Here is a 24,011-nt window from a genome sequence, read left to right on the forward strand (position 1 = left end):
TCGGCACTGCGACATTGACCGGGCTGACCCAACAGTTCTCAAACACACCAGTCACGAATAGAAACCACAGCGGAGCAATGGCAATAGCTACCGCCGCCCAAGCTGCCCTCACCGTAACCTGTGCCTACAGCACTACTCCAGCACTTGTCGCACTGCTGGTGGTTCCGCGGTGCGCAACTCCTGACTGGCGACGGCGTCGGCGACATGCCTTACGGACTCGTATTGCCAGAGCTTGTAATCGTCGACAAACCAGCCAAGTCGGCTCTCGATCGCCGTAGCAAGCTCGTTATAGTCGAGGCTGTCGAGGCCGAGATCCCGCATTCTGGTTGTCATCGACACCTCTACTTTTTCGGCAACTAGAGCGTTGAGGGTTTTGAGAACCAGTTGTTCAATTTCAAGTAATGTCATCAGTAATACATGCCTTTTGCTTGCAGATTCAGGTAATGCAACCCTGATCGAGGCGCAACCCCCAAAACGAGGTGTGCCGTTGAAACATGTTCTTGTCATTGACGATGATGCCGCAATGCGGCGCCTCATCGCCGATGCATGCCCTGAAGGTAACCGCAGTCCACGATAGCAAGCAGTTTGACTATGTTCTTTCACGTGAGCCAGTCGATCTCGTGGTTGTTGACCTTAACCTAGGCCGGGAGGATGGACTTGCGATCGTCCGCAATCTGGCGACAAAATCGGATGTTCCTATCATAGTGATCAGCGGCGACCGGCTTGATGAGGCGGAAAAAGTGGTTGCACTGGAGCTCGGCGCAACCGATTCATTCCCAAGCCTTTCGGGATGCGCGAATTCTTGGCCCGCATTCGAGTAGCGCTACGCCAGCGCATTTCTAGTCCGCGAACCAGAGAGCAGCGCTCATTTCGCTTTGGGGCCTGGAAGCTCAGCGTGAAGCAGCGGCGACTGATCTGTGCGGAGCGTGGCGAGGTCAAGCTTACCGCATGTGAGTTCAATCTCTTGATCGCATTTCTGGAGAACCCCCGCAACGTGCTATCCAGAGAACGGCTTTTGCTCGCGAGCCGTGTGCGTGGAGAAGAGGTGTACGATCGAAGTATCGATGTCCTAATCATGCGCTTGCGCCGAAAGCTGGAGGCTGATGCGGCCAACCCTCGCCTGGTCAAAACATCCCGTGCCGCAGGGTACTTCTTCAACGCTGACGTAGATGTTAGCTACGGAGGCACGTTGGCCGCGTGACAGTGAGCTATGCTGGAGATTGGGGTGACGAGGCTGATCAAGCCTTCCAACAGTACCAGCCTGATCAATTACAGCGAGAGCTACCGGTCCGGAGATCGCATCAGCGCCTCTGTCGTCAAGAGAGCTGTTCTGCTTGACCCCAGCCATGGAGCTCAACGCCCCGCGTCGGAGCGCTCCCTGCTTCTGAAGGAAGCCATTAGGTCCGCTCGGGCTTGATCGGAGGCTTGGCTGATGGACGTCGTGGTTGCTTCGCTCAGTTGCCGCCCCATGGCGCGGCTTTGCGGATTATCAGTCCTCTGCCTCTTCGCCGGTCTCAACAGCGCTGTGTAATGTTCATTGTTTATGATGACGCCCCCGCTGTTCACGAGGTTGCTCCTGTCAAGTGTACTCGTCAGTCCGTCCTGGGCCTCACGCTTCTTGCCCAAGTGCCGTTCAAGCGGCGCTGGCGCGACTTGTTGAGCTCGAGAGATGGGTCCCTGCTCTCCTGCGTGGCCATGAGCTTGTGCCGCGGTCTGCGCAGCGGCGTCCCCAATGGCACGAGCCTCCATGCCGACTGCGTCTTCCGGACGAGCAGCAAGGGCAATTTCGCGCCCGAGTGCGAACTTCCGGACATGAGTTAGTGCACTGATGTCAGCGGTTTTCATATAGCGCTTGGCATCTTCATCCAGCGACCGCTCGTGAAGCCGATCCGCAATCCCCGGCTTTTTATTTTCAACCAGGCATTGACTGAAACGTCTAAGAGCAGACCCATAGACCTCAACGGTACGGGGTTTCGGCCCGGTCGGCGCTGCCTCGTACGCTTTGATGAGAGCCGCTGTGTACTCTCTGATGAGCACGGCGTCGGCAGGGTGGGGATTCAGGGCAGGGCGGCCCACCACTGGCGCTCCGCCCGCCCACGTCTTGAGACGACCCAGTGACCCAGCCACGGCCGAGGGGCCGCCACCCCAGATCTCGTACTCCTTGCGATCCCGATCCAGCGACGAATCGTGAAGCCGATCCGCAATCCCCGGCTTGTTATTTTCAACGAGCCAATGACCAAAGCCGAAAAGAATATCTACATGGCGCTTGACCGTGATCTCCCCGACCTTACCGGCATAGAGTGCTGACCTCAGCCCTTCGACAAGGGTCGCATCGTTGGAATAAAGAGGACCCTTGTCGGGACCGGAGACCACTTTTGGGCGATCTGGCTGCACCGCCGCCGGCACAGAACGAGCATGGTCACGCAACTCGGACGGTGCGGGGGGATTCAGATCAACCACTGACGAATCCGGCGCATGATGATGGCGCGCCGTTGAGTGACCCGGCTGCAGCACCGAGGCACCCAGCATCGACCCACTGCCTCCGGCGTACGGCGCCGCGGCGTGTTCTTGTCCGCTCCCTTGCATCATGGGCTGCGCCTCCCATGGCAATGCACCCACTTGATGGGTGGGGGCCTGCATCAGCACGCGAGCGCCTGAATTGCCGATCTCGCTCAGCTGCGGCTCAGTGGCAACGTCCTGCAGACGACTGTTCGGGGTCCTTTGCCTCTTCGCTGGTCTCAACTCCGCTGTATCATGCTCACGGTTGATGAGGACCTCCTCGCTTGGTAGCTGGTTGCTCCTGTCCTGTGCAGCGATCCGCTCGTCCGGCGCGCGCTGGTCGCCGTCGCGCCAGCTCAGGGGACGAAAGGACCCTGCGGGATCCGAGGCTTGGTGATGGGGCCCAGTTGGCACGAAAGACGATGCCAGAACAGCGTCGTCTTCATTAGCTTTCCCAGGGGGGAGATACTCTGGCCAACTGTATTCCTCCTGCGGCCCGCTGCGCTGCGCAGCGGCGTCCCCCTTGCTCTCAAGACTTTGAAATTTAAATGGGTCCCCGGGAGCAACGTCTGGCGCTGACTGGCCGAGCCGCTTGATCTGCTGGTGAAACGTCCCAACGGGGCTTTCCTTAACCGCGTCTCGGGCCTGTCGGTCCATGAGTTCAAAGTTCGTAAGATTATTTGCCGTTCCGAATGTATTGTCACCCCTGAGGCGGGTTTGTAGTGCCTGCCGATTGACGACGAGGTTGTTGAGGTTCAGGTTATCTGGCTGCGATTGCAATCGCCCAACCAGCGCCCGCGTGCCGTCCACCACGTAGACTCCGCAATCCACCACGTTGCTCTGCTGGGCGATGCGGGATACGCCCACGCGGGTCTCCAGGCTGGCGCCCAGATTTTCTGCGAGCTCTTTTGCAAGCGTGTCATTGCATCCGTTGTAGGAGTCATAATGATAGGCAACCGGCCGTTCCCGGTCGCTGCGATCAACGAACAGCAGCGACCAATGGGTGCCGCGCTCCGCAAGAGTCTTACCGCCATCGCTCACTGGCACGAACAGGAAGTCGGCTGTGTCGTTACCGTTCTGATGGACGATGCGCTGGAATGCGCTTAGCATGACGCTCTCGGAGCCCAAGCGCAGATGATAATTGGCTACGAGGGGATCCACGAACCGCGTCCGGGCGGCGAGATCTGGATTGTTCCCCTGCAACTCCTGCTCCAGGAGTTGGTAATCCCTCTGGATATGTTCGTCGCCTAGCCATTCCAATGCGCCGAGCACCCGCCCGTCTTTAGCTTTCCCAGGGGGCCTCTCTGGCCGACCCAATGCCTCCTGCGTCCCGCTGCGCTGCGCAGCGGCGTCCCCAATGGCACGAGCCTCCATGCCGACTGCGTCTTCCGGACGAGCAGCAAGGGCAATTTCGCGCCCGGGTGCGAACTTCCGGAGATGAGCTAGTGCACTGATCCTCCGGTTACCACCGGAGTTCACATAGCGCTTGGCATCTTCATCCAGCGACCCCTCGTGAAGCCGATCCGCAATCCCCGGCTTTTTGTTTTCATGCAGGTATTCACTGAAACGTATAAGAGTAGATCCATAGACCTGAATGGTACCGCGATTCGGCCCGGTCGCAGGCGCTTCTTTGTACTCTTTGATGAGAGCCGCTGTGTAATCTCTGATGAGCGCGGCGTCGGCAGGGTAGGGATTCCGGACAGGGCGGTCGACCACTGGCGCTCCGCCCGCCAACGTCTTGAGACGACCCAGTGCTCTAGCCACGATCGAGGGGCCACCCCTGCTCTCGTACTCCGAGGGGCCACCCCTGCTCTCGTACTCCTTGCGATCCTGATCCAGCGACGATTCGTCAAGCCGAGCAGCAAATCCCGGCCTGTTATTGTCAAAGAGCCAACGACCAAAGCCGAGAAGAGAATTTACATGGCGCTTGACCGTGCTCTCCTTGACCTTACCCGCGTAAGCTGACCTCAGCCCTTCGACAACGGTCGCATCGTTGGAATAGAGGGGACCCTTGTCGCGACCGGAGACCCCTATTGGAGGATCTGGCTGCACCGCCGCCGGCACAGAACGAGCATGGTCACGCAACTCGGACGGTGCGGGGGGATTCAGATCAACCACTGACGAATCCGGCGCATGATGATGGCGCGCCGTTGAGTGACCCGGCTGCAGCACCGAGGCACCCAGCATCGACCCACTGCCTCCGGCATACGGCGCCGCGGCGTGTTCTTGTCCGCTCCCTTGCATCATGGGCTGCGCTTCCCATGGCAATGCACCCACTTGATGGGTGGGGGCCTGCATCAGCACGCGAGCGCCTGAATTGCCGATCTCGCTCAGCTGCGGCTCAGTGGCAACGTCCTGCAGACGACTGTTCAGGGGCCTTTGCCTCTTCGCTGGTCTCAACTCCGCTGTATCATGCTCACGGTTGATGAGGACCTCCTCGCTTGATAGCTGGTTGCTCCTGTCCTGTGCAGCGATCCGCTCGTCCGGCGCGCGCTGGTCGCCGTCGCGCCAGATCAGGGGACGAAAGGACCCTGCGGGATCCGAGGCTTGGTGATGGGGCCCAGTTGGCACGAAAGACAATGGCAGAACAGCGTCGTCTTCATTAGCTTTCCCAGGGAGCTCGCGCCCGAGTTCGGACTTCCGGGGATGAGCTAGTGCACTGATCCCACCGGAGTTGTTATAGCGCTTGGCATCTTCATCCAGCGACCCCTCGTGAAGCCGAGCCGCAATCCCCGGCTTTTTGTTTTCAACCAGGTATTCACTGAAACGTCTAGGAGCAGATCCATAGGTCTGAATGGTAGCGGGATTCGGCCCGGTCGGCGCTGCCTTGTACTCTTTGATGGGAGCCGCTGTGTAATCTCTGATGAGCGCGGCGTCGGCAGGGTCGGGATTATTCAGGACAGCGGCGCGGTCCAGCACTGGCGCTCCGCCCGCCCACGTCTTGAGATGACCCACTGCTCTAGCCACGTCCGAGGAGCCACTCTTGCTCTCGTACTCCTTGAGATCCGGATCCAGCGACTCCTCGTGAAGCCGAGCAGCAAATCCCGGCCTGTTATTATCAAAGAGCCAACGACCAAAGCCGAGAAGAGAATTTACATGGCGCTTGACCGTGCTCTCCAATGCTGACCTCAGCCCTTCGACAACGGTCGCATCGTTGGAATAAAGAGGACGCTTGTCGGGACCGGAGACCCCTATTGGAGGATCTGGCTGCACCGCCGCCGGCACAGAACGAGCAGGGTCACGCAACTCGGACGGTGCGGGGGGATTCAGATCAACCACTGACGAATCCGGCGCATCATGATGGCGCGCCGTTGAGTGACCCGGCTGCAGCACCGAGGCACCCAGCATCGACCCACTGCCTCCGGCGTCGGGCGCCGCGGCGTGTTCTTGTCCGCTCCCTTGCATGAGTTGCGCCTCCCATGGCGATGGTAGAAGGTCCGCGTGCGGAATCGAGTCGAAATATCCCGACAAATCAGCGTCGACCATCTGCTTTTGCGACCGAGCCAGCGTTTCGGCCACCGCGGCCTCGCCAACCGCGGAGGGCGTCTCCTCAGCCCTGGCGAACGCTGGCCCGGCAGGCGCCGCCGGCACAGAACGAGCATGGTCACGCAACTCGAACGGTGCGGGGGGATTCAGATCAACCACTGACGAATCGCGCGCCGTTGAGTGACCAGGCTGCAGCACCGAGGCACCCAGCATCGACCCACTGCCTCCGGCGTAGGGCGCCGCGGCGTGTTCTTGTCCGCTCCCTTGCGTCATGAGTTGCGCCTCCCATGGCGATCGTAGAAGGTCCGCGTGCGGAATCGAGTCGAAATATCCCGACAAATCAGCGTCGACCTTCTGCTTTTGCAACCGAGCCCACCTTTCGGCCACCGCGGCCTCGCCAAGCGCGGAGGGCGTCTCCCCAGCCCTGGCGAACGCTGGCCCGGCAGGCGCCGCCGGCACAGAACGAGCAGAGTCACGCAACTCGGACGGTGAGGGGGGATTCAGATCAACCACTGACGAATCCGGCGCATGATGATGGCGCGCCGTTGAGTGATCCGGCTGCAGCACCGAGGCACCCAGCATCGACCCACTGCCTCCGGCGTAGGGCGCCGCGGCGTGTTCTTGTCCGCTCCCTTGCACCATGAGTTGCGCCTCCCATGGCGATGTATCCACTTGAGGGCCGGGATCATGCACTGGTTCGTCCATTTGCTTTTGCAACCGAGCCCACCTTTCGGCCACCGCGGCCTCGCCAACCGCGGAGGGCGTCTCCTCAGCCCTGGCGAACGCTGGCCCGGCAGGCGCCGCCGGCACAGAACGAGCATGGTCACGCAACTCGAACGGTGCGAGGGGATTCAGATCAACCACTGACGAATCCGGCGCATCATGATGGCGCGCCCTTGAGTGACCCGGCTGCAGCACCGAGGCACCCAGCATCGACCCACTGCCTCCGGTATGCGGTGCCAGGTGCTCGTCCCCCAGCATCATGGGCTGCGCCTCCCATGGCAATGCACCCACTTGATGGGTGGGGGCCTGCATCAGCACGCGAGCGCCTGAATTGCCGATCTCGCTCAGCTGCTTAGCTTTCCCAGGGAGCTTCTCTGGCCGACCCAATGCCTTCTGCGGCCCGCTGTGCTGCGCAGCGGCGTCTCCAATGGCACGAGCCTCCATGCCGACTGCGTCTTCCGGACGAGCAGCAAGGGCAATTTCGCGCCCGAGTGCGGCGTACGGCGGGAACTTCCGGAGATGAGCTAGTGCACTGATCCACCGGTTACCACTGGAGTCCAAATAACGCCTGGCATCTTCATCCAGCGACCCCTCGTAAAGCCGAGCCGCAATCCCCGGCCTGTTGTTTTCATGCAGGTATTGACTGAAACGTCTAAGAGTAGCCGCATAGTCCTGAGTGGTTTTGGGATTCGGCCCGGTCGCAGGCTCTGCCTCGTACTTTTTGATGAGAGCCGCTTTGTAATCTTTGATGAGCACGGCGTCGGCAGGGTCGGGATTCAGGGCAGCGCGGCCCACCATTGGCGCTCCGCCCGCCGACTCTTTGAGACGACCCAGTGCTCTAGCCACGTTCGAGGAGCCACTCTCGCGCTGGTACTCCTTGAGATCCTGATCCAGCAACGGATCGTCAAGCCGAGCAGCAAATCCCGGCTTGTTATTATCAAAGAGCCAACGACCAAAGCCGAGAAGAGAATTTACATGGTCCGTGACCGTGCGCTCCCCGACCTTACCGGCATAGAGTGCTGACCGCAGCCCTTCGACAACGGTCGCATCGTTGGAATAAAGAGGACGCTTGTCGCGACCGGAGACCACTACTGGAGGATCTGGCTGCACCGCCGCCGGCATAGAACGAGCATGGTCACGCAACTCGAACGGTGCGGGGGGATTCAGATCAACCACTGACGAATCCGGCGCATGATGATGGCGTGTTTCCCCGGGAACAACGTCCCGTACGAACACCGAGTCTGGGTTGCCTTGGTCCGGCGCGACTGGAGCCAGGGCTCTGTCGTGCAACGCTCGCGCTGACTGGCCGAGCCGCTTGATCCGCTGGTGAAACGTCCCAACGGGGCTTTCCTTAACCGCGTCTCGCGCCTGTCGGTCCATGAGTTCAAAGTTCGTGAGATAATTTGCCGTTCCAGATGTATCGTCACCCATGAGTCGGGTTTGTAGTGCCTGCCGATTGACGACGAGGTTGTTGAGGTTCAGGTCTGGCAGGTCTGGCAGGTCTGGCTGCCATCTTTGCAATCGCCCAACCAGCGCCCGCGTGCCGTCCACCACGTAGACTCCGCAATCCCACTCGTTGCTCTGCTGGGCGATGCGGGGTAAGTCCACGCGGGTCTCCAGGCTGGCGCCCAGCCTTTCTGCGAGGTGTTTTGCAAGCTTGTCATGCCATCCGCTGACGGAGTCATAATGATAGGCAACCGGCCGTTCCCGGTCGCTGCGATCAACGAACAGCAGCGACCAATGTTTGCCGCGCTCCGCAAGAGTCTTACCGCCATCGCTCACTGGCACGAACAGGAAGTCGGCTGTGTCGTTACCGTTCTGATTATGGACGATGCGCTGGAATGCGCTTAGCTTGTCGCTCTCGGAGCCCAAGCGCAGATGATAATTGGCTACGAGGGGATCCACGAACCGCGTCCGGGCGGCGAGTTCTGGATTGTTCCCCTGCAACTCCTGCTCCAGGAGCTGGTAATCCCTGTGGATATGTTCGTCGCCTAGCAATTGCAATGCGCCGAGCACCCGCCCGCTGGGGTCGCCGAAAACACCAAAAAACCCTTCGACCGCGGGGGACATCCCCTCAGGAAAGAGCTCTGGCGAGGCGGAATTCTCCGCCCGCAAGCTGGGCGGAGCGAATTCCGGTGGCCTCAGCGGCACCTCCTCGCTTGGTAGCAGGTTGCTCCTGTCCTGTGCAGCGATCCGCTCGTCCGGCGCGCGCTGGTCGCCGTCGCGCCAGATCAGGGGACGAAAGGACTCTGCGGGATCCGAGGCTTGGTGATGGTGCCCAGTTGGTACGAAAGACGATGGCAGAACAGCGGCGTCTTCATTAGCTTCCCCAGGGAGCTTCTCTGGCCGACCCAATGCCTTCTGCGGCCCGCGGTGCTGCGCAGCGGCGTCCCCAATGGCACGAGCCTCCATGCCGACTGCGTCTTCCGGACGAGCAGCAAGGGCAATTTCGCGCCCGAGTGCGGCGGACGGCAGGAACTTCCGGAGTTGAGCTAGTGCAATGATCCTCCGGTCACCACTGGAGTCCTTATAGCGCTTGGCATCTTCATCCAGCGACTCCTCGTGAAGCCGAGCCGCAATCCCCGGCTTGTTGTTTTCAACCAGGTATTCACTGAAACGTCTAAGAGTAGCTCCATAGTCGTGAATGGTTTGGCGATTCGGCCCGGTCGCAGGCGCTCCCTTGTACTCTTTGATGAGAGCCGCTTTGTACTCTTTGATGAGCACGGCGTCGGCAGGGTCGGGATTCAGGACAGCGCGGCCCACCATTGGCACTCCGCCCGCCGACTCTCTGAGACGACGCAGTGCCACAGCCACAGTCGAGGAGCCACCACTGCTCTCGTACTCCTTGAGATCTTCATCCAGCGACTCCTCGTGAAGCCGAGCAGCAAATCCCGGCTTGTTATTTTTAAAGAGCCAACGACCAAAGCCGTAAAGAGAATTTACATGGCGCTTGACCGTTTCCTCCTTGGCCTTACCCGCGTAGAGTGACCTCAGCCCTTCGACAACGGTCGCATCGTTGGAATAAAGAGGACGCTTGCAGCCGCGACCGTCGGAGACCACTACTGGAGGATCTGGCTGCACCGCCGCCGGCACGGGGGAACGAGCATGGTCACGCAACTCGAACGGTGCGGAAGGATTCAGATCACCCACTGACGAATCCGGCGCATGATGATGGCGCGCCGTTGAGTGACCCGGCTGCAGCACCGAGGCACCTAGCATCGACCCACTGCCTCCGGCGTACGGCGCCGCGGCGTGTTCTTGTCCGCTCCCTTGCATCATGGGCTGCGCTTCCCATGGGGCCGCGCCTTCGATGAGGCTCAGGTCTCCCTGAGACGGATGAGGATGGAACGGGTCTGGCAGAGCCGGAACGCCGGGGGCGGGAATTTGGGCAGCGGCTTGGCGCGCCTCGCCCGAGCGCTGCTCAAAGCCCTCTTGCCCGGCCTGTGCCGCTTGCTCTTGAGTTGCCGGGGGCTGCACCTGCCGCCAACCTGTTACATTGGATAGGTCAAATTTGTGCCGGTTCACGCTAGCCTCACGTCCACAGATCAGCTGAGCAACCTACTCGGGCATACTTACGAGAAGCTGACGAGGTCCGCGGTCCCGGAGCGGGTAGGCCTAATTTTCTGCGCGCCGATTGCGCTGGCGCGACGTAGCCCGGCCTTTTGCCAGCTCGGCAGCTACGGCTCGCAAAGAGCGTCGTAAGGCTTGCGGAGCCGCCCCTCAGCTCCCGTCAAGGAGCAATCCACAATTCACATATTTGGAGATGGCTCGCTGGTTTACCGGTCTGCGAGCCCCTGCAAGCCCATGCTTCAGATGCCGCCCGTGCAGAGGTATTTCATTTCGAGGTAGTCCTCGAGGCAATGGCGGGAACCCTGCGTCAGCGGGAGCGTCAGCTACATAGTCGATAACACGCGCTTTTTACCTCGGTCTCGGCTCGCAACGATGGATTGCTAACGGCGAACTCATGCTGGTCGGCAAGGCGATACTGGCTGGAGCATCAACTCGGCCGACGAGAGTGGCCACACCATCCTAGACAGGATCGGCCGATATGCCCGGCATCGCCGCTCTGCAAAAAGCACAGCGGGCATCCAGACGTTGCCGGGTTGACTATGGGTGTCCGAACCGCGAAAAGAGGCCGCTCTTTATGAGTGGCGTGCGCTGGCAGTCTAACCCCAAGCCCCCCGCCCGGGCTGCCGGCGCGCTTCTAGGAACATCGAGGTAGATGACGAGACTCCGAACTACATTTCCAAAGCTATCGGTGGATTCACATTTCAAGCCCAATCGATTTCCTACGGCCAGGCGCGAACGTTCGATTGGAACATTCAGAATTCACATCAAGGTGCACCGCTATTGCGTCCCGAACAGGTTCGGCTGCTCGATGACGACTACGAGATTGTTCTCATCAAAGGTCTGCCACCATTAAAATTGAGGAAGGTGCGATATTTTCGGATCGCATTCTGAAACGCATCTTTGAAAGCCAGACAGGCGCCCTCCCGGAGCCGGCGCCCTTGACGGGAGCAGAGGAGGCGCTCTCCGCAGAATCTCAACTCGATGACCCGCTGTGTGAATTGGCGCAGGACTTTGACGATACAGTTTGATGTGAGGCTAGTATGAACCCGCGAAATAGTAATCCATCCCGTGTAACAGCTTTGTCGCAGGTGCAGGACGCCGGCTTGGAAGACGGGCAAGCGGTCCAGGCCCGGCGAGTGGGCTTTGAGCAGCACGTGTCCGAGGCGCTCCGGCCGCTGTTCGATGGTCGAGCTGACGAGCCGCCTACCGGTCCAGATGAGCTTCTGCGACTGGAAAAGGGGTTTCGCGAGGTGCTTCAGCGAGGGCAGGATCATCAAGCCGCCTCGTCTTTTTTCAGCGATCCAAGGATGCCCGCCGGACGGGATGACCCCAAGGGAAGCGTGTCGGACGCTTTCGCAGCAGCCGGCTCTAGGCACGCCGGAGTTGAGGCCGCCGCCCCGCCAGTGTTAGCTGCCAGCCAACAGCAGATCCGGCCCTCGCCAGTTGCGTTTGACCGACCGGTATCATCCTCGGCTGCTGCAGGCGTGCGCTTGTATGCCCCTTCGATGATCTCTCGGAAGACCAGTTCCGAAAACTGCGATCAGTTGCCCGCCTTGTGCTGCCGCCTCGCCGTCGAGGTCGAAACGCCCGCGAATCAATGGAAGGTCAGCGGGCCATGGGGGCAGAGTGCAACGGCGTCTACACCGCCTATTTGAGGGGAGAGGTACACTTGGCTTTCCTGTTCCAGCAGCATCCGGCCGCACACCGACGCGATGGGGAGCTAGAATTCAAATCGGACCTTCGCAAGGCACGCACCGCGGATCAAACGCCGTTCGTTTGGGAAAAATGGCTCAGTACCGACAAAGCTTCTGTAATGGCCCTAGTGGCCTCGGTCGCGCTCTTGGTCGCGATACAGTGGCAAGACCCCCAGATCAACGAGGCGGTCCTAAGCGAACTGCGGACGATTCAGATCAACTACGCATTGCTCCAGCGAGACGTCGCCCGCGCAGACATGGTATTGGACTTCCGTTCCGTTGCTTCTACCGGGCAAGCATTAAAAAGGAACCTTCAAAACTACCAACGCCTTGTTGAGATCTCGCCCAATGAGAGCTCCGGGGTGCACTCCAGGTTGGTTGCACAGCTCAAAAATTCCCTCGAAAACACAGAAGCTGCCATCTCGGCCTCGGCCGCGCAAAATGAGCTTCTGCAAAGCTCTCTGGTACGCTTTGCTCGCTCGGCTAATCGCCTTCGGGGGGGAGTGTCGAACAGGCCTGAATTTTCCAATCTGATCCTTCAATTTTCGGCCAGACCGGGATTCAGCCTCGCATTACAAATCGATCAGTCTCTCCGCCGACTTCCTCCTAGCCAGGACCAAGTCACGGAGGATGTTGCCCGCGAGGGCCGCGCTATCCTGTCCTCAATGTTGAGGTTGGACCGCGCTGTCAATCGGATCCCATCCTTCGACACGTTCGCCAAGGCTGCCGAATTGGAGCGAGAACATCTGAAAGCCTACAGCTTCGCCAGCGCGCAAGCGCAGCGTACACGACTTTTCTTTGGCTTGGTGTCCATATGCCTCTGCTTGTTTGCGACCATTCGAGCCTCCACGCTGCATGTGCGGACGAACCGGTTGGAAAGGCGGTTAGAGCTTGAAGCGGCGATGAGTGAGATCGAAGCTTGTTTCATCGACAGTCAAGCAACGAAGGCTTCGCGGCGCTTCTCCACCGAAGCAGCGCTTAGACTCATTCAATGCGTTTTCGATGCAGATCAATGCGCGCTTGCTCTGGTGGATCCGAGTATCAGCAGGAATACCGAGTACTTTGTCGCGAACAAGCGCATGCGCGTCTGGAACGCCACGCTAATCCATGAAGTCGTCTCACTTGTACACCCGGAACAGCCAGTGTTTCGCGTCGTTCCGGCGTCGGAAGTGGTTCGGACTGCCGTAGGCACTACCGGTGTTTGTCAAATTGTTGGTTGCAGGGCCTCCGATCAGCAGGCTGCGGTTTGTATCCTTGTTTTTGAAGGAGATCGCTCACCACCCTCCACAGACGACCTCCTGGTTCTGGCGAGCGCTACTGTGCGTTTAGGCAACCATCTTGAAATGCAACGTGTACACACGGAACGTAACCTTTTTGAGAGTCGATGGGAGCATGCGGAAAGGCTGACGGCGGTCGGCACAATCGCAAGCGGCGTTACACATGAATTCAATAATGTTCTAGGAGCAATAGTCGGCTACGCAGAGATGGCTAAAGGTCTTGTGCGCCGCCCCTCGAGAATTCGGGGCCACATCGGCCAAATTATCTTGGCCAGCAACCGAGCCAAGCTGATTATTGATCAAATTTTGTCACTAAGCCGAACTCGGAAGCGCGTGACGATGCCTTTCGACGTCTCGGAGAGTGTAATGGATCTCGCGCCATTGCTGCGGGTTACACTTCGTGCGGATGTTCAGTTGAACTTCAAGATCAACGAGTGGCAAACGGTGATCGAGGGCAGCCCGACCGAGATACAGCAAATCCTTATGAATCTATGCAAGAACGCGTCGGAGGCTCTCTTGAATGAGGGCCGTGTCGAGATTAGCGTTTCTCGCGCTCACGTCTGTCAAACGAAGCCCGTGGCTAAGGGCACCTTGAAACCGGGAGATTACGTTCTCCTCTCCATCAGCGACGATGGCCAAGGAATCGCAAGTTCGGTGCTTCCGCACATCTTTGAGCCCTTTTTTACCACGCGCTCTCGCGTCGGCGGGACCGGACTGGGTCTTGCTGCGGTGGACCGCCATGTGAGCGCGCTCGCAGGATGCCTTGACGTCACCTCGGCTGTTGGCCGAGGTACACGCTTCGATCTCTACTTACCGGCCTGCGCTGAGGAGCAGGTCAGAGCTGATAGCGCTTCCGGTCCATACGATGGATCACTTGGCAATGGAGAAATCATTGCAGTCGTGGAGTCCGATCCAGCAGCGTTGGAGATCTACAACGATAAGATCGCCGCGCTTGGTTATAAGCCTGTCGGCTTCGCGACCTTCGAAAGTCTTTGCGACTGGATCGAGAGCGGGAAGGCAGCCGACCTCCTAATTTTCGATCAAGCGACTTCCCTCGGGCCAGGACAGCCTGAAGCCGTACGTACCACCCTGATGACGGTGCCCATCATCGTCGTTGGTGGAAGCGACCCCATGCCGATCACATCTGGTAATCAGACCTTCGTCCTTTGGCTAGCCAAACCGGTCTCGTCCAGGACGATGGAGCATGCAATCCGTAGGATGATAATGGCATGATGCCGCCGACGCGCTCAGGCTACCGAGCTACCGAGGCAATCGGAGGCGGAGCCGGCTGGGATCCAGCAAATACAAGAGCGTCGGACGATCTCTGCGCACCCGGCTCATGGCGAGTTCCCCTCGAACAGTGTCGTCGGCTTCCGCCCAAGGAAGGGCTCCCCGACCACAGCAAACCTGCCGCAGTGCTCGTGACCGTCAAGGACAAGTCGCCGCGCGATGGGGTCTGCGGGCCTCCATCCTTGACAAGTCACTGCGCGCTGGCGGCGACAGGCGACGGGTAATATAGGGTCTGGGCGAGGAGATGGTCGCCAATCGGTCATGCAAGATGGTTGACGAAAAGCAAAGCTTGACAATCATCGCCCCATTCACGCCAGACTCTCCTGTGCGCTCATCACTCGGCTACGGCTCCTCGCCTGCCCCGACAAGGCTATCGCCGCCCGGCCGGGCAAGCGATGTCCCAGGTTCCGACGTGTTCCATTCATGCTTGATGGACCTAGGCCCCGGCAGGGCGGGAGCATGAGGCTGGGTTCTCGGTCGCGGATCTGTGAGGCAAGCACGGGGTAAGCGAAGGCTCGACCCACCATTGGGGAGGCCGGCTTCGGCACGGAGGTGCGGCCTCGGCGTTGAGAGGCATCGGATCGGGTGTAGCAGGACTTTCGAACTAACTGCCGACAACACACTGGATAGGCTGTTCTCGTCGTTCGGTCCAGTTCACCAACGCCTGTGTCGACATTTTACGGCGCTTCACTACTCAGCGCCGCGCCCGTGAGCGCCAGCGAGTGGTCGTCGGCGGGCTCGATGGCGCTATCAGGTCGGGGACTCGACCTCTATGATCATCACCGACTTAATTCAAATTTGTCTGTATATATTGACGATTGCACCACCTTCACCTCGTAAACGGCAATGCGGGCGGATGGAGAGGGTTCTATGATATGACAAGCGATTTTTCCGCCGCCCGAGGGCATTTAGATCGAGCGTATGACTACCTTTGTGGGGATGACCCGATGAGTCAAAGGGGCCGAGAAGCCTTGGATCTGCTGATTGAGGCGGTTGCCGTCGAAGAGTTCAAGCAGCCACGCCAAAGCGCGGAGGTGCTGAGGTTTCCGATCGGGCGCCGCTGCTGAGGTAATCTCCACGGCCGCCATGTAGCCTCAGGTGGCAGGGACTCGCCGCCCCGTGAGGGCCGGGAACGAACGCATTGGCAAAAGGAAAGCCCACTTGCCAGACCCGCGCCCGGCCGGCGTGGTAAGAAGGCCGGCGGGTTCCCAAGCGGAGACATTGACGCCGGACTATGACGTTCTTTGCATCGGCAATGCAGCGCCGGCAACACCGCCGCCGGCGTAGGCAGCTTCGGCGGGCGCGCCGCTTCTTCGGCAGGTGTCGAACGACGCGCTCGGCGAGATCTACGCCCACGACATCCACGCCCAGGGCGTCGCCTTCGACACCGAACCGCTAGTGGGACAACCACCGACGGCATGCTCGATGATCTTCGTAACGCCCGATGGCGAGCGCTTATCTCGGCGCCTGCTTCGAACTCGGCCCGACGATGTCGAACCGGACAAGGCTTCGGGCACCAAGGTCACTTATTTCGAGGGCTATCTGGGGGACCCGCCGCGCGCCAAGCAAGCGATCCGGCAGACCGCGCGGCTGGCGCATGCCGCTGGGCGCGAAGTGTCGATGACGCTGTCGTATTCGTTTTGCGTCGACCCCTACCGCGACGAGTTCGTCGAGCTGATCCGCTCCGGCACGGCAGCAGCAGGTCGTCTGGATCGCCGGGACTATCCGGGTGAGTACGTCGGGGTAGTGTGCTGAGAGTTCTGCAAATTCGCTGAGAGGGGGCGGTCATGGCAGGCTGGTGATTGTTCACGTCACCGATTGCCGCGAAGGAACGCCACCATGACAAGACTGAAGTTAAGACCGCCAGCGCTGCCGTCAAAGCAAGGGCATCGGGTTGGTCGTGTCCGACGATCACGCCGGCCTGGTGGCAGCGATCGGCGAGGTGATCCCCGAAGCCGCCTGGCAACGCTGCTACGTGCACTTCCTCAGGAACGCGCTCGATCATCTGCCGAGGAAGCACGGCGACGACTGCCTGCAGGAATTGCGCTGGCTCTACGACCGGCGCGATCTCGCAGAGGCCAGGGCTGATCTTGCCGCATGGCTTGCCAAATGGTCGGCACGCTATCCGCGCCTGACAGGCTGGGCCGAGGATGCCATCGAACAAACCCTGACCTTCTTCAGGCTGCCGAGACAGCACCACAAGCATCTCAAATCCACCAACATGCTGGAGCGGCTCAACGAGGAAATCCGCCGGCGCACCTATGTCGTGCGCATCTTCCCCAACACCGAAAGCTGCCTGCGCCTGGTCAGGGCCTTGGCCGTCGAGACCAAATGAAAACTGGATGGAGGCCAACCGATACATCAACATGGACGACCTGCGCGAGCACAAGAAGCTCACTCTGCGCCAAGCCGCATGACCAGCATATGGCCGCCCCATTTTGCAGGACTTGACGCACACAACCCGCTTTGCTCTCTCTACAAAGGCATCGGAGTTGCCGAGCCGCAACCGCCTTACATGCCACTGAAAGCGCCAGCCCGATGCTGACTCGCGCCATGTGAATTAAGAAGGGAGATCGAGCCGGCTTCGAGTGAGCCCAGGCTAAGATCTAAGCTCACCCACGTGCATGATCAGCTTACGACGGGCAGTCACGGCGTGGATGTGCCCGCGGTCAGGAGGCGTATCCAAGTAAACCCGCTGGGTAGATTGCAGTTCGGGATCCGAGGCACGCCCGCTGCCCGTAGCGATTTGAGGACAGCATTGTACACGATCCAACGCAATGACCGGCCGTCCGGCCTCTCGTGCAATTTAAATTGAAACGTCTGTCTTGCCGCTGCAGGTCGGCCCGTAAATCAAATGGATTAGCATGTGTTTACCGCTTAGAAGCCCTTGTTTTCGAACTAACTGCCGACAACAAACTGGATAGGCTGTTCTCGTGGTTCGGTCCAGTTCACCAACGCCTATGTCGACATTTTAGGGCGCTTCACTACTAACGGGCACCGCACGATGGCAGCTCGTTCTCTCCGGCAAAGATACTCCCTGTGTTAGCTTCCGTGTTGTGTGCTTGCCCTCACCTGCGGGATACGGAAGGCCATCCCTAAAAGCATCGAATGCGGCAGCGACAGCGCGAATCCCAAAGCGATGCTCCCGCCGTACGCGGACAAAACCGTTTTCGAAGTCCACTATTCCGACCTTGGCCAGCATCGCCAAACGCTCATCTGAACCGCGAAGACGGATCAAATCAGATCCGTGGGCGACACAGATTGCCGGCACGTCAGCCTCGAAATCGCACATTAATCGCTCGATGATTGCGGCTCGCAGGCGGTCGTCGTCTGTGAGGCGATGGCCCTTCGATGTCGCCAGTCGGCCAGCTGCGATGTGCCGGATGTAGAAATCCCGTGTAACTTCGTTTTGAACGTACCCCTGGCCAAAGCGGCCGATAGCCGACGCGCCGAAACCGATCAGGGTTCTGCAGGTATCGGCAGAGTAGCCCAACGAGTTACGTCGCAGGCGACCTGTTTCCTGTGCCAGCACGAGCTCGTCGTGCGGCAAGGCGAAATGGTCGAGCCCGATCTCTCGGTAGCCGGCGGCAACCAGCGTCACGGCGGCAGCCGCATGCTGTTCAGCGCGGGCAGCGCTGTGGGGAAGAAATTCCGCCTCGATGAGGCGCTGGTTCTTTATTTGGGATGGGATATGCGAGTAGCCGAACAAGGCAAGCCGGTCGGGGCGCATGGCGACCGCCGCCCTCGCCGTCTCGACGCACGACTCCACCGTTTGACGCGGCAGGCCGTAGATGAGGTCGAAGTTGATCCGGTTTACTCCATGCCGGCGCAGCATTTCCACGGCAGCCGACGTCTGGGCCTCGCTCTGGATTCGGTTGATCGCTTTTTGAACAATGGGATCGAAGCTCTGTACGCCCAGGCTCGCGCGGTTCACGCCGGCCGCTCCCAAGCCTTCCGCCATCTCGGGCGTGAGCGTGCGTGGATCGATCTCGATGGCGACCGTAGCTGTTTTCGAGATGGCGAAGCGGCATCGCAGGAACTCCATCAGAGCGAGGAACTCGGCTGGTCCGATGAGAGACGGCGTTCCGCCGCCGAAATGTATGTCGCTCACGGGCAGCGTCTTCGGCACTCGCTCACAAACCAGACGGATCTCGTCACGCAGCGCCGCCAGATAGTTGAGGATGGGCGCATCATGGCGGGTGATGGTGGTTGGGAAGCCGCAATACCAGCAGGCTGATCGGCAGAACGGAACGTGCAGATAGAGTGACACCGGATCCTCAGCCGGCAGGTTCCTGAGCCATGCCTCATAAGCCTCGGCGCCGACCGCCCCGGAGAACTCCGACACAGCCGGATAGATAGTGTACCAAGGCAGCCGGGCCTCTCGAAATTTCGTGGTCTGCAAAGGCACAATCCCATACTGATAACAACCAACCCTACCCACCGCGCCCGCCTGGGTCCTTGCGCTATGTCAGTCCGTTCCGTTGGGCTCGAATCTAGATCTTTTTTAGCAATGGGCCACAGGCGCCGCTGCCCATCACTTCGCGCTACGGCACCCTGAACGACGTTTACGAGGCCCCGGACGCCGATGACTGGGAATCGACCAACTACGCCAATCTCGTCGGCTCGCCGGATGCGTCGACGCTGCGAGCGTCCGGCCGGCTCCGGGCCCTCAAGCGGCTCTTCGCGCCGACGCCGGGGGGCAAGGACCTCCTTGACCAGGGCGCCAGCGTCGATTTGGTGTTGCCGGTGGCAAGCGTGACGGATCCGCTCTTCAATCGGATCCTGGGGGGACTGGCGCCCCTCAAAACCGGTGGCGCGGAACGAGCCCCGATCTGCATCTTGAAAGGCGCGTTTACCAGCCGATGGAGCGCCTCGACCGATCGCGTGCTCGACCGCTTTGAAGTCGCCTACACGCCCTCCCCGTATAATGCACCTGCAAACCGGCCCGTGCTCGCACAGCTGAGTGACTTCAACCAGCTGAAGCTTGCGCCGGCGAGCGACGATCCCGAAGTCATCGCCCGCGCGCCCAAACTGAGCCGTTCCGGACGTGTCGTGACCTTCCTCACCTATCCCGATGCGGCGGTGCCGATGCCTTCCGCGGGCCACCTGCCCGCCACGGCGCCTTGGCTGGTCGCAGCGCCTCCTCCGAGCGGGCGGTTCTTTGGCTATTTCCTGTCGCATTCTTCACACAGGACGCCCGCGGCGAGGAGCGCGACGCCGAGACGGAGCGGCTGGCGAGCGAAACGCTGCGCTTCATGAATTACCTGACCCCGCAATTGGCTTGGACGCTCGACGGATACCTGCAACATCAATACACGCAGCGCTACCCGTTGACGGCCCCGACGGTGATGTTGCCGCTTGCAACCGATATCCAAACCCCTGCCACAGCTGCGCTGCGGGACGACCATGGCAGCGAACTGCCGCTGATGGGCTGGCGGTTCTATCTCTCGCCTGCGCACTTCGAACTTGGTTTCTTGCGGCAATACCTCAAGAAGGCTCTGGCGCCGGCTGACAATGGCGAGGCAAGGCCAACCGCGCTCCGCTCCATTTATGAGCCGCTGGCGGACCTGATTCTGGCCGTGGACCGCGGCAGCGCCGAACTGGTGTTGCAGCGCTGGGCCTATGAGGCCGATGCCCGCGCGGGGGCGTGCCGTCGCAGAGCGGCGCCCTCACCGCAAACGTGGCAAAGGTTGGAACACACAAGCGCGCGCTAAAAGCGTCTGATTCGCCTAATGAATTCAAGATCCTTCGGGACTTGCTGCGCCAGCCGCTCGACAAGTTCCAAGCCGCCGTCAAGGTCTTCGCCTCTGGCGTGAAAGACGACTGGCTGACGATCACGATACCGTGCCCGGCTGGATGGAGCGGACTGGGCTCCGCAAGCCCTGTCACTGACGGCAGCGACGTGCTGCGCCTCGGCCTTCGCCTGGAGCGCCCGAGCGATGCGGTGGTGCCGGCGGGCATTGCCGACCCAATGCGGCCGCAGGCCACGCCTGGATTTGGCCTTGCAGTCGACAAGAACGAGGTCGCCATCTAACCGGAACTGCAAGGCGACACCTTTGCCGATCTGCATGACGGGGCGGCCACAGAGCTGGGCAAATATGTCTCGGCCAGCATGAAGACCTCACTGCGCGAACGCCTCGACTGGCTGCGTGCGATCCGGGCCGCGCCCGCGCTGCGCTCGCCGCTCCGACTCGCCCGCCGACGCCTTTGGCCTGCGCAACACCGTGCGGGCTCTCCTGCCCGACGTGGCCGCACGCATGGCCGCGCTGGTGACCTATGTGCACAATGACGACCCAGCTTCGGGTACCGACGCGCTGTTCGAACACGTCAAGGACCTTTCGGCAGAGCTGGCCGGCCATCTTTCGATGACGCTGAAGAGCCTGCTCATCATACCCCGGGGCTCTTCGCCACGACCAAGGGCTTCGGAGTGGCGATCTTCGAACCCGATTCCTGTACCCAACGGCTCTACTCCTTGCAATTGCGTAAGCAGATCCATCCCGCACCCGCGCCAGGCGAGACCGCTAGCGACCCGTCGCGCTTTGATGTCGACCGTTTCCTCTTTCCTCTGTTCCACAACGCTGTGGCGGGGCGTTACGTTGTCGATATACTCGACGACGCCCGATATGATGACGAGTTCGAGATCGATGGGAGCGTTTTTGACCCGCCGCGGCCGCTGTGGACACGCGGCGGACCTGGCGTTGTGCTTGGGTCGGGCGGCGCGAAACTGCGCCAGCGCGGCGATGCCCAAGCGCGCAGCGGCGAGGACGTCATCGAGCAGCATAATCGCTTCGACGATGGCCTCGCCCCGGCCCGCCAGATCGAAGCCGATGTCGTGCATTGGAACCCGAACTGGACCGAACCGGTCGCCCCGAACACCCGGCGCTTCTACCTGCTGCCCTCGCGACGTCGGCCCGCGACGCCAGTGAAGCAGAAGCCCAGCGCCGACAGCGGACCGCCTCGCGCGCCGCTGCCGGTGAATCTGACAACGCCCATGCGGCCCCTGAACGATCAGCTGGCCGACCTCCTGAAAGGTCGTCTCGATGATAAGAAGATGGTGGCCTTCGGCTCGGGCGGCACAGGGCTAAGAGCGAAGCGCCGCAATCCAACCCTGACAGGGCTGATCCAGCCGACAGCAATGGGCTAGCCGCGCCCGGCTGGTGGCATCTCGAGAGCTATGCCTCCGAGCACTATTTCGTGCTGGAGGGTGACGAGGAGTCCTCGGGCTCCGAAGGCCCATTCCACAATGACCGCATCCGCATCGAGGTCGAGATTGGCGACAGCCCGTTCGTGGACGAGGATGCCGTCGCGCCAAAGACATACGCCGTCGAGGGTGAACTCGGCGACTGTTCGCATACCAGCGTCTGCGGGTCGCAAACCAAGCGGCGTGATCCCGAAGCCCGCCAAGATCTCGCGTGCTAACCTTGAGAAGCAGCTCCGCGACTGGCTGGCCCCAACGACTGCCGACGATGGGCTCCTGGTCCCGGCGCCGCCGGTCGTGGACTCCGGCAAGCGAGCATCGCAGAAGGGTAACAGCACGACTGTCGTGGCCGGCTTCACGCCCCAGCAAATCGGATGCCGCGCAGCGGCTCGAGAATCAATGGCCGCAAGGGATTGGCGCGGTGCTGGCCGCCGAAATCATGGATCTCGATGCCGATCCAAAGCCGCAGGATCGCTTGTGCTGAGGGTGGTTGTGCTGGACGAACCCTGGCGCTACGCGCGCGTGCGGGTCCGGATCGAGCGCAACAAGGCGGACGTCAACGACGACAAGCTGCCCGACATCAACCCGCTGTTCCAGATGATCGGGGAATTCTCCAGCTGGAGCAGTCATGGGCGCGAGCCGATGCTCCTTGATTTGCGCGACAGCGAGGGACTGGGCTTGCCAGCCGAGGCAGTTCAATTGGCTGCGAAGCTGACGCTTGGCGAGTTCCTCAAGAAAGATATGACTACTCCCCTCGACTACGGCGATCAGGTTGGGACAGCGGTTGACGCCCAATTCACCGCATCGGGTTTCGGGCGGCTTCCTCTGTGGAACCCCGATCGTGTTCGACTGGGGCAGTACGCGGTCTCTGGCATGGTGATCCAACTGCGAGCGGACCTTCATCCGCGCTACGCAAGGGCCGAGCTGAACGATCAGATTGAGGAGCGCATCGAGGAGATCCCGCGCGTACATTTGGCGCCCATGCCGTCCGACCCGACTATGCCAAGGCGTGACTTCGCGCCACTTCTCAAGGGCTTCACGCACACTGACGTGCCCTCGGCCATCATGCGGTGCGTATCAATTGGACCAACGCCGCCGGCGAGCTAATGGTGAGTTGCACGTGGCCAGTGCGATTCCAATCATGAAACGCAACGAGAGGCGCAGCCGAGCGATCTTGATTTTTGCTGATGCCATCGCACTAGGGTGCTCGATGCGACTCGAACGCGGCCTCGCCTTCGAAGCGCGGCTGTTCAGCGCCCTGCCCTCCTCGCGGCGCAGCGGGCATTGGTGGCGACGCTGGCGGAGGTATGTGCAGGGCGTGTCGACCCGCAAGATGAAGGCGATCACGGAAGAACTGTGCGGCCATGCCTTCTCGGCCTCGTCGATCTCGGCCATCAACAAGCGGCTGGACGAGAGCCTCGCTGCCTTTGCCATGCGCCCCCTTCAAGAGCCGTTTCCTTACCTCATCCTCGATGCGCGCTACGAGAAGGTGCGTGAAGCCGGTGTTGTCATGAGCCAGGCGGTGCTGATCGCGGTCGGTATCGACTGGGACGGAAGGCGCCAGATCCTGGCCGTGGAGATGGCCAATCGCGAGAGCCGCTCGGCCTGGAGGGACTTCCTCGTCGGCCTCAAGGCGCGCGGCCTCAAGGGCGTCGAGTTGGTTGTGTCCGACGATCACGCCGGCCTGGTGGTAGCGATCGGCGAGGTGATCCCCGAAGCCGCCCGGCAACGCTGCTACGTGCACTTCCTCAGGAACGCGCTCGATCATCTGCCGAGGAAGCACGGCGACGACTGCCTGCAGGAATTGCGCTGGCTCTACGACCGGCGCGATCTCGCAGAGGCCAGGGCTGATCTTGCCGCATGGCTTGCCAAATGGTCGGCACGCTATCCGCGCCTGACAGGCTGGGCCGAGGATGCCATCGAACAAACCCTGACCTTCTTCAGGCTGCCGAGACAGCACCACAAGCATCTTAAATCCACCAACATGCTGGAGCGGCTCAACGAGGAAATCCGCCGGCGCACCTATGTCGTGCGCATCTTCCCCAATACCGAAAGCTGCCTGCGCCTGGTCAGGGCCTTGGCCGTCGAGACCAATGAAAACTGGATGGAGGCCAACCGATACATCAACATGGACGAGCTGCGCGAGCACAAGAAGCTCGCTCTGCGCCAAGCCGCATGACCAGCATCATGGCCGCCCCATTTTGCAAAACTTGACGCACACAACCGGCGGAGCTGCCTTGCCGAGCGCCTCGACTAGCTTGCGATCACGCCCTT

12 protein-coding genes and 5 pseudogenes are annotated in these 24,011 nt (G+C 60.7%); 13 read left to right on the top strand and 4 right to left on the bottom strand.

Going from position 1 to position 24,011, the window contains the following annotated elements; genetic code table 11:
* Window positions 1-132 precede the first annotated feature (132 nt).
* Complete coding sequence (locus NKL04_RS19165; protein WP_023679571.1) at window positions 133-408, bottom strand: acyl carrier protein; 276 nt, start codon at window positions 406-408, stop codon at window positions 133-135.
* A gap of 79 nt (window positions 409-487) precedes the next feature.
* Here NKL04_RS19165 and virG point away from each other — a divergent pair.
* A pseudogene (gene virG, locus NKL04_RS19170) lies at window positions 488-1,201 on the top strand (two-component system response regulator VirG).
* A 152-nt stretch (window positions 1,202-1,353) separates the two neighbouring features.
* On the opposite strand, the gene NKL04_RS19175 reads toward virG, so the two are convergent.
* Window positions 1,354-10,233, bottom strand: coding sequence for a Ulp1 family isopeptidase (locus tag NKL04_RS19175; protein ID WP_352724208.1), 8,880 nt, complete (start codon window positions 10,231-10,233; stop codon window positions 1,354-1,356).
* A gap of 696 nt (window positions 10,234-10,929) precedes the next feature.
* On the opposite strand from NKL04_RS19175, the pseudogene NKL04_RS19180 reads away from it, so the two are divergent.
* The 5 genes and pseudogenes from NKL04_RS19180 to NKL04_RS19200 all read left to right on the top strand — a co-directional run.
* Window positions 10,930-11,306, top strand: a pseudogene (locus NKL04_RS19180) (type IV secretory system conjugative DNA transfer family protein); the annotation flags it as partial.
* Window positions 11,307-11,947: 641 nt separating this feature from the next.
* A complete protein-coding gene (locus tag NKL04_RS19185) occupies window positions 11,948-14,482 on the top strand; it encodes a two-component system VirA-like sensor kinase (RefSeq protein WP_031210047.1) in 2,535 nt (844 codons plus the stop codon).
* Window positions 14,483-15,414: 932 nt separating this feature from the next.
* Window positions 15,415-15,606, top strand: coding sequence for a hypothetical protein (locus tag NKL04_RS19190; protein ID WP_023679698.1), 192 nt, complete (start codon window positions 15,415-15,417; stop codon window positions 15,604-15,606).
* A gap of 192 nt (window positions 15,607-15,798) precedes the next feature.
* Window positions 15,799-16,231, top strand: a pseudogene (locus tag NKL04_RS19195) (carbohydrate kinase family protein); the annotation flags it as partial.
* 181 nt (window positions 16,232-16,412) lie between these two features.
* Window positions 16,413-16,956: pseudogene (locus NKL04_RS19200) on the top strand (transposase); the annotation flags it as partial.
* A 182-nt stretch (window positions 16,957-17,138) separates the two neighbouring features.
* Here the strand turns inward: NKL04_RS19200 and NKL04_RS19205 are convergent.
* Entirely contained in the window at window positions 17,139-17,345 is a 207-nt protein-coding gene (locus NKL04_RS19205) for an isopentenyl transferase family protein (RefSeq protein WP_280800265.1), read from the bottom strand.
* 165 nt (window positions 17,346-17,510) lie between these two features.
* Window positions 17,511-18,941 carry an oxygen-independent coproporphyrinogen III oxidase gene (gene hemN, locus NKL04_RS19210; protein WP_023756575.1) on the bottom strand — a complete coding sequence of 477 codons (1,431 nt, stop codon included), beginning with the start codon at window positions 18,939-18,941 and terminating at the stop codon, window positions 17,511-17,513.
* Between the two features lie 353 nt (window positions 18,942-19,294).
* On the opposite strand from hemN, the gene NKL04_RS19215 reads away from it, so the two are divergent.
* The 7 genes and pseudogenes from NKL04_RS19215 to NKL04_RS19245 all read left to right on the top strand — a co-directional run.
* Window positions 19,295-19,798 (top strand): hypothetical protein, encoded by a 504-nt coding sequence (locus NKL04_RS19215; protein WP_156951538.1) that lies wholly within the window; start codon window positions 19,295-19,297, stop codon window positions 19,796-19,798.
* Window positions 19,795-20,253: a hypothetical protein gene (locus tag NKL04_RS19220; RefSeq protein ID WP_156933853.1), complete on the top strand. Its 459-nt coding sequence runs from the start codon at window positions 19,795-19,797 to the stop codon at window positions 20,251-20,253. The genes NKL04_RS19215 and NKL04_RS19220 overlap by 4 nt, the downstream gene beginning before the upstream one ends.
* Before the next feature lie 41 nt (window positions 20,254-20,294).
* On the top strand, window positions 20,295-20,573 hold the full coding sequence (locus NKL04_RS19225) for a hypothetical protein (protein WP_023703294.1): 279 nt from the start codon (window positions 20,295-20,297) through the stop codon (window positions 20,571-20,573).
* 393 nt (window positions 20,574-20,966) lie between these two features.
* Complete coding sequence (locus NKL04_RS19230; RefSeq protein ID WP_156951539.1) at window positions 20,967-21,683, top strand: hypothetical protein; 717 nt, start codon at window positions 20,967-20,969, stop codon at window positions 21,681-21,683.
* A 50-nt stretch (window positions 21,684-21,733) separates the two neighbouring features.
* Window positions 21,734-21,958 carry a hypothetical protein gene (locus NKL04_RS19235; RefSeq protein ID WP_023703296.1) on the top strand — a complete coding sequence of 75 codons (225 nt, stop codon included), beginning with the start codon at window positions 21,734-21,736 and terminating at the stop codon, window positions 21,956-21,958.
* Window positions 21,959-22,229: 271 nt separating this feature from the next.
* The gene (locus NKL04_RS19240; protein WP_156933855.1) at window positions 22,230-22,844 is read left to right on the top strand and encodes a hypothetical protein; all 615 of its coding nucleotides are present in this window, start codon (window positions 22,230-22,232) and stop codon (window positions 22,842-22,844) included.
* Between the two features lie 165 nt (window positions 22,845-23,009).
* Window positions 23,010-23,916: pseudogene (locus NKL04_RS19245) on the top strand (IS256 family transposase); the annotation flags it as partial.
* Window positions 23,917-24,011: the final 95 nt, after the last annotated feature.

This window comes from Mesorhizobium sp. C264A (assembly GCF_040324515.1).
Lineage (GTDB): Bacteria > Pseudomonadota > Alphaproteobacteria > Rhizobiales > Rhizobiaceae > Mesorhizobium.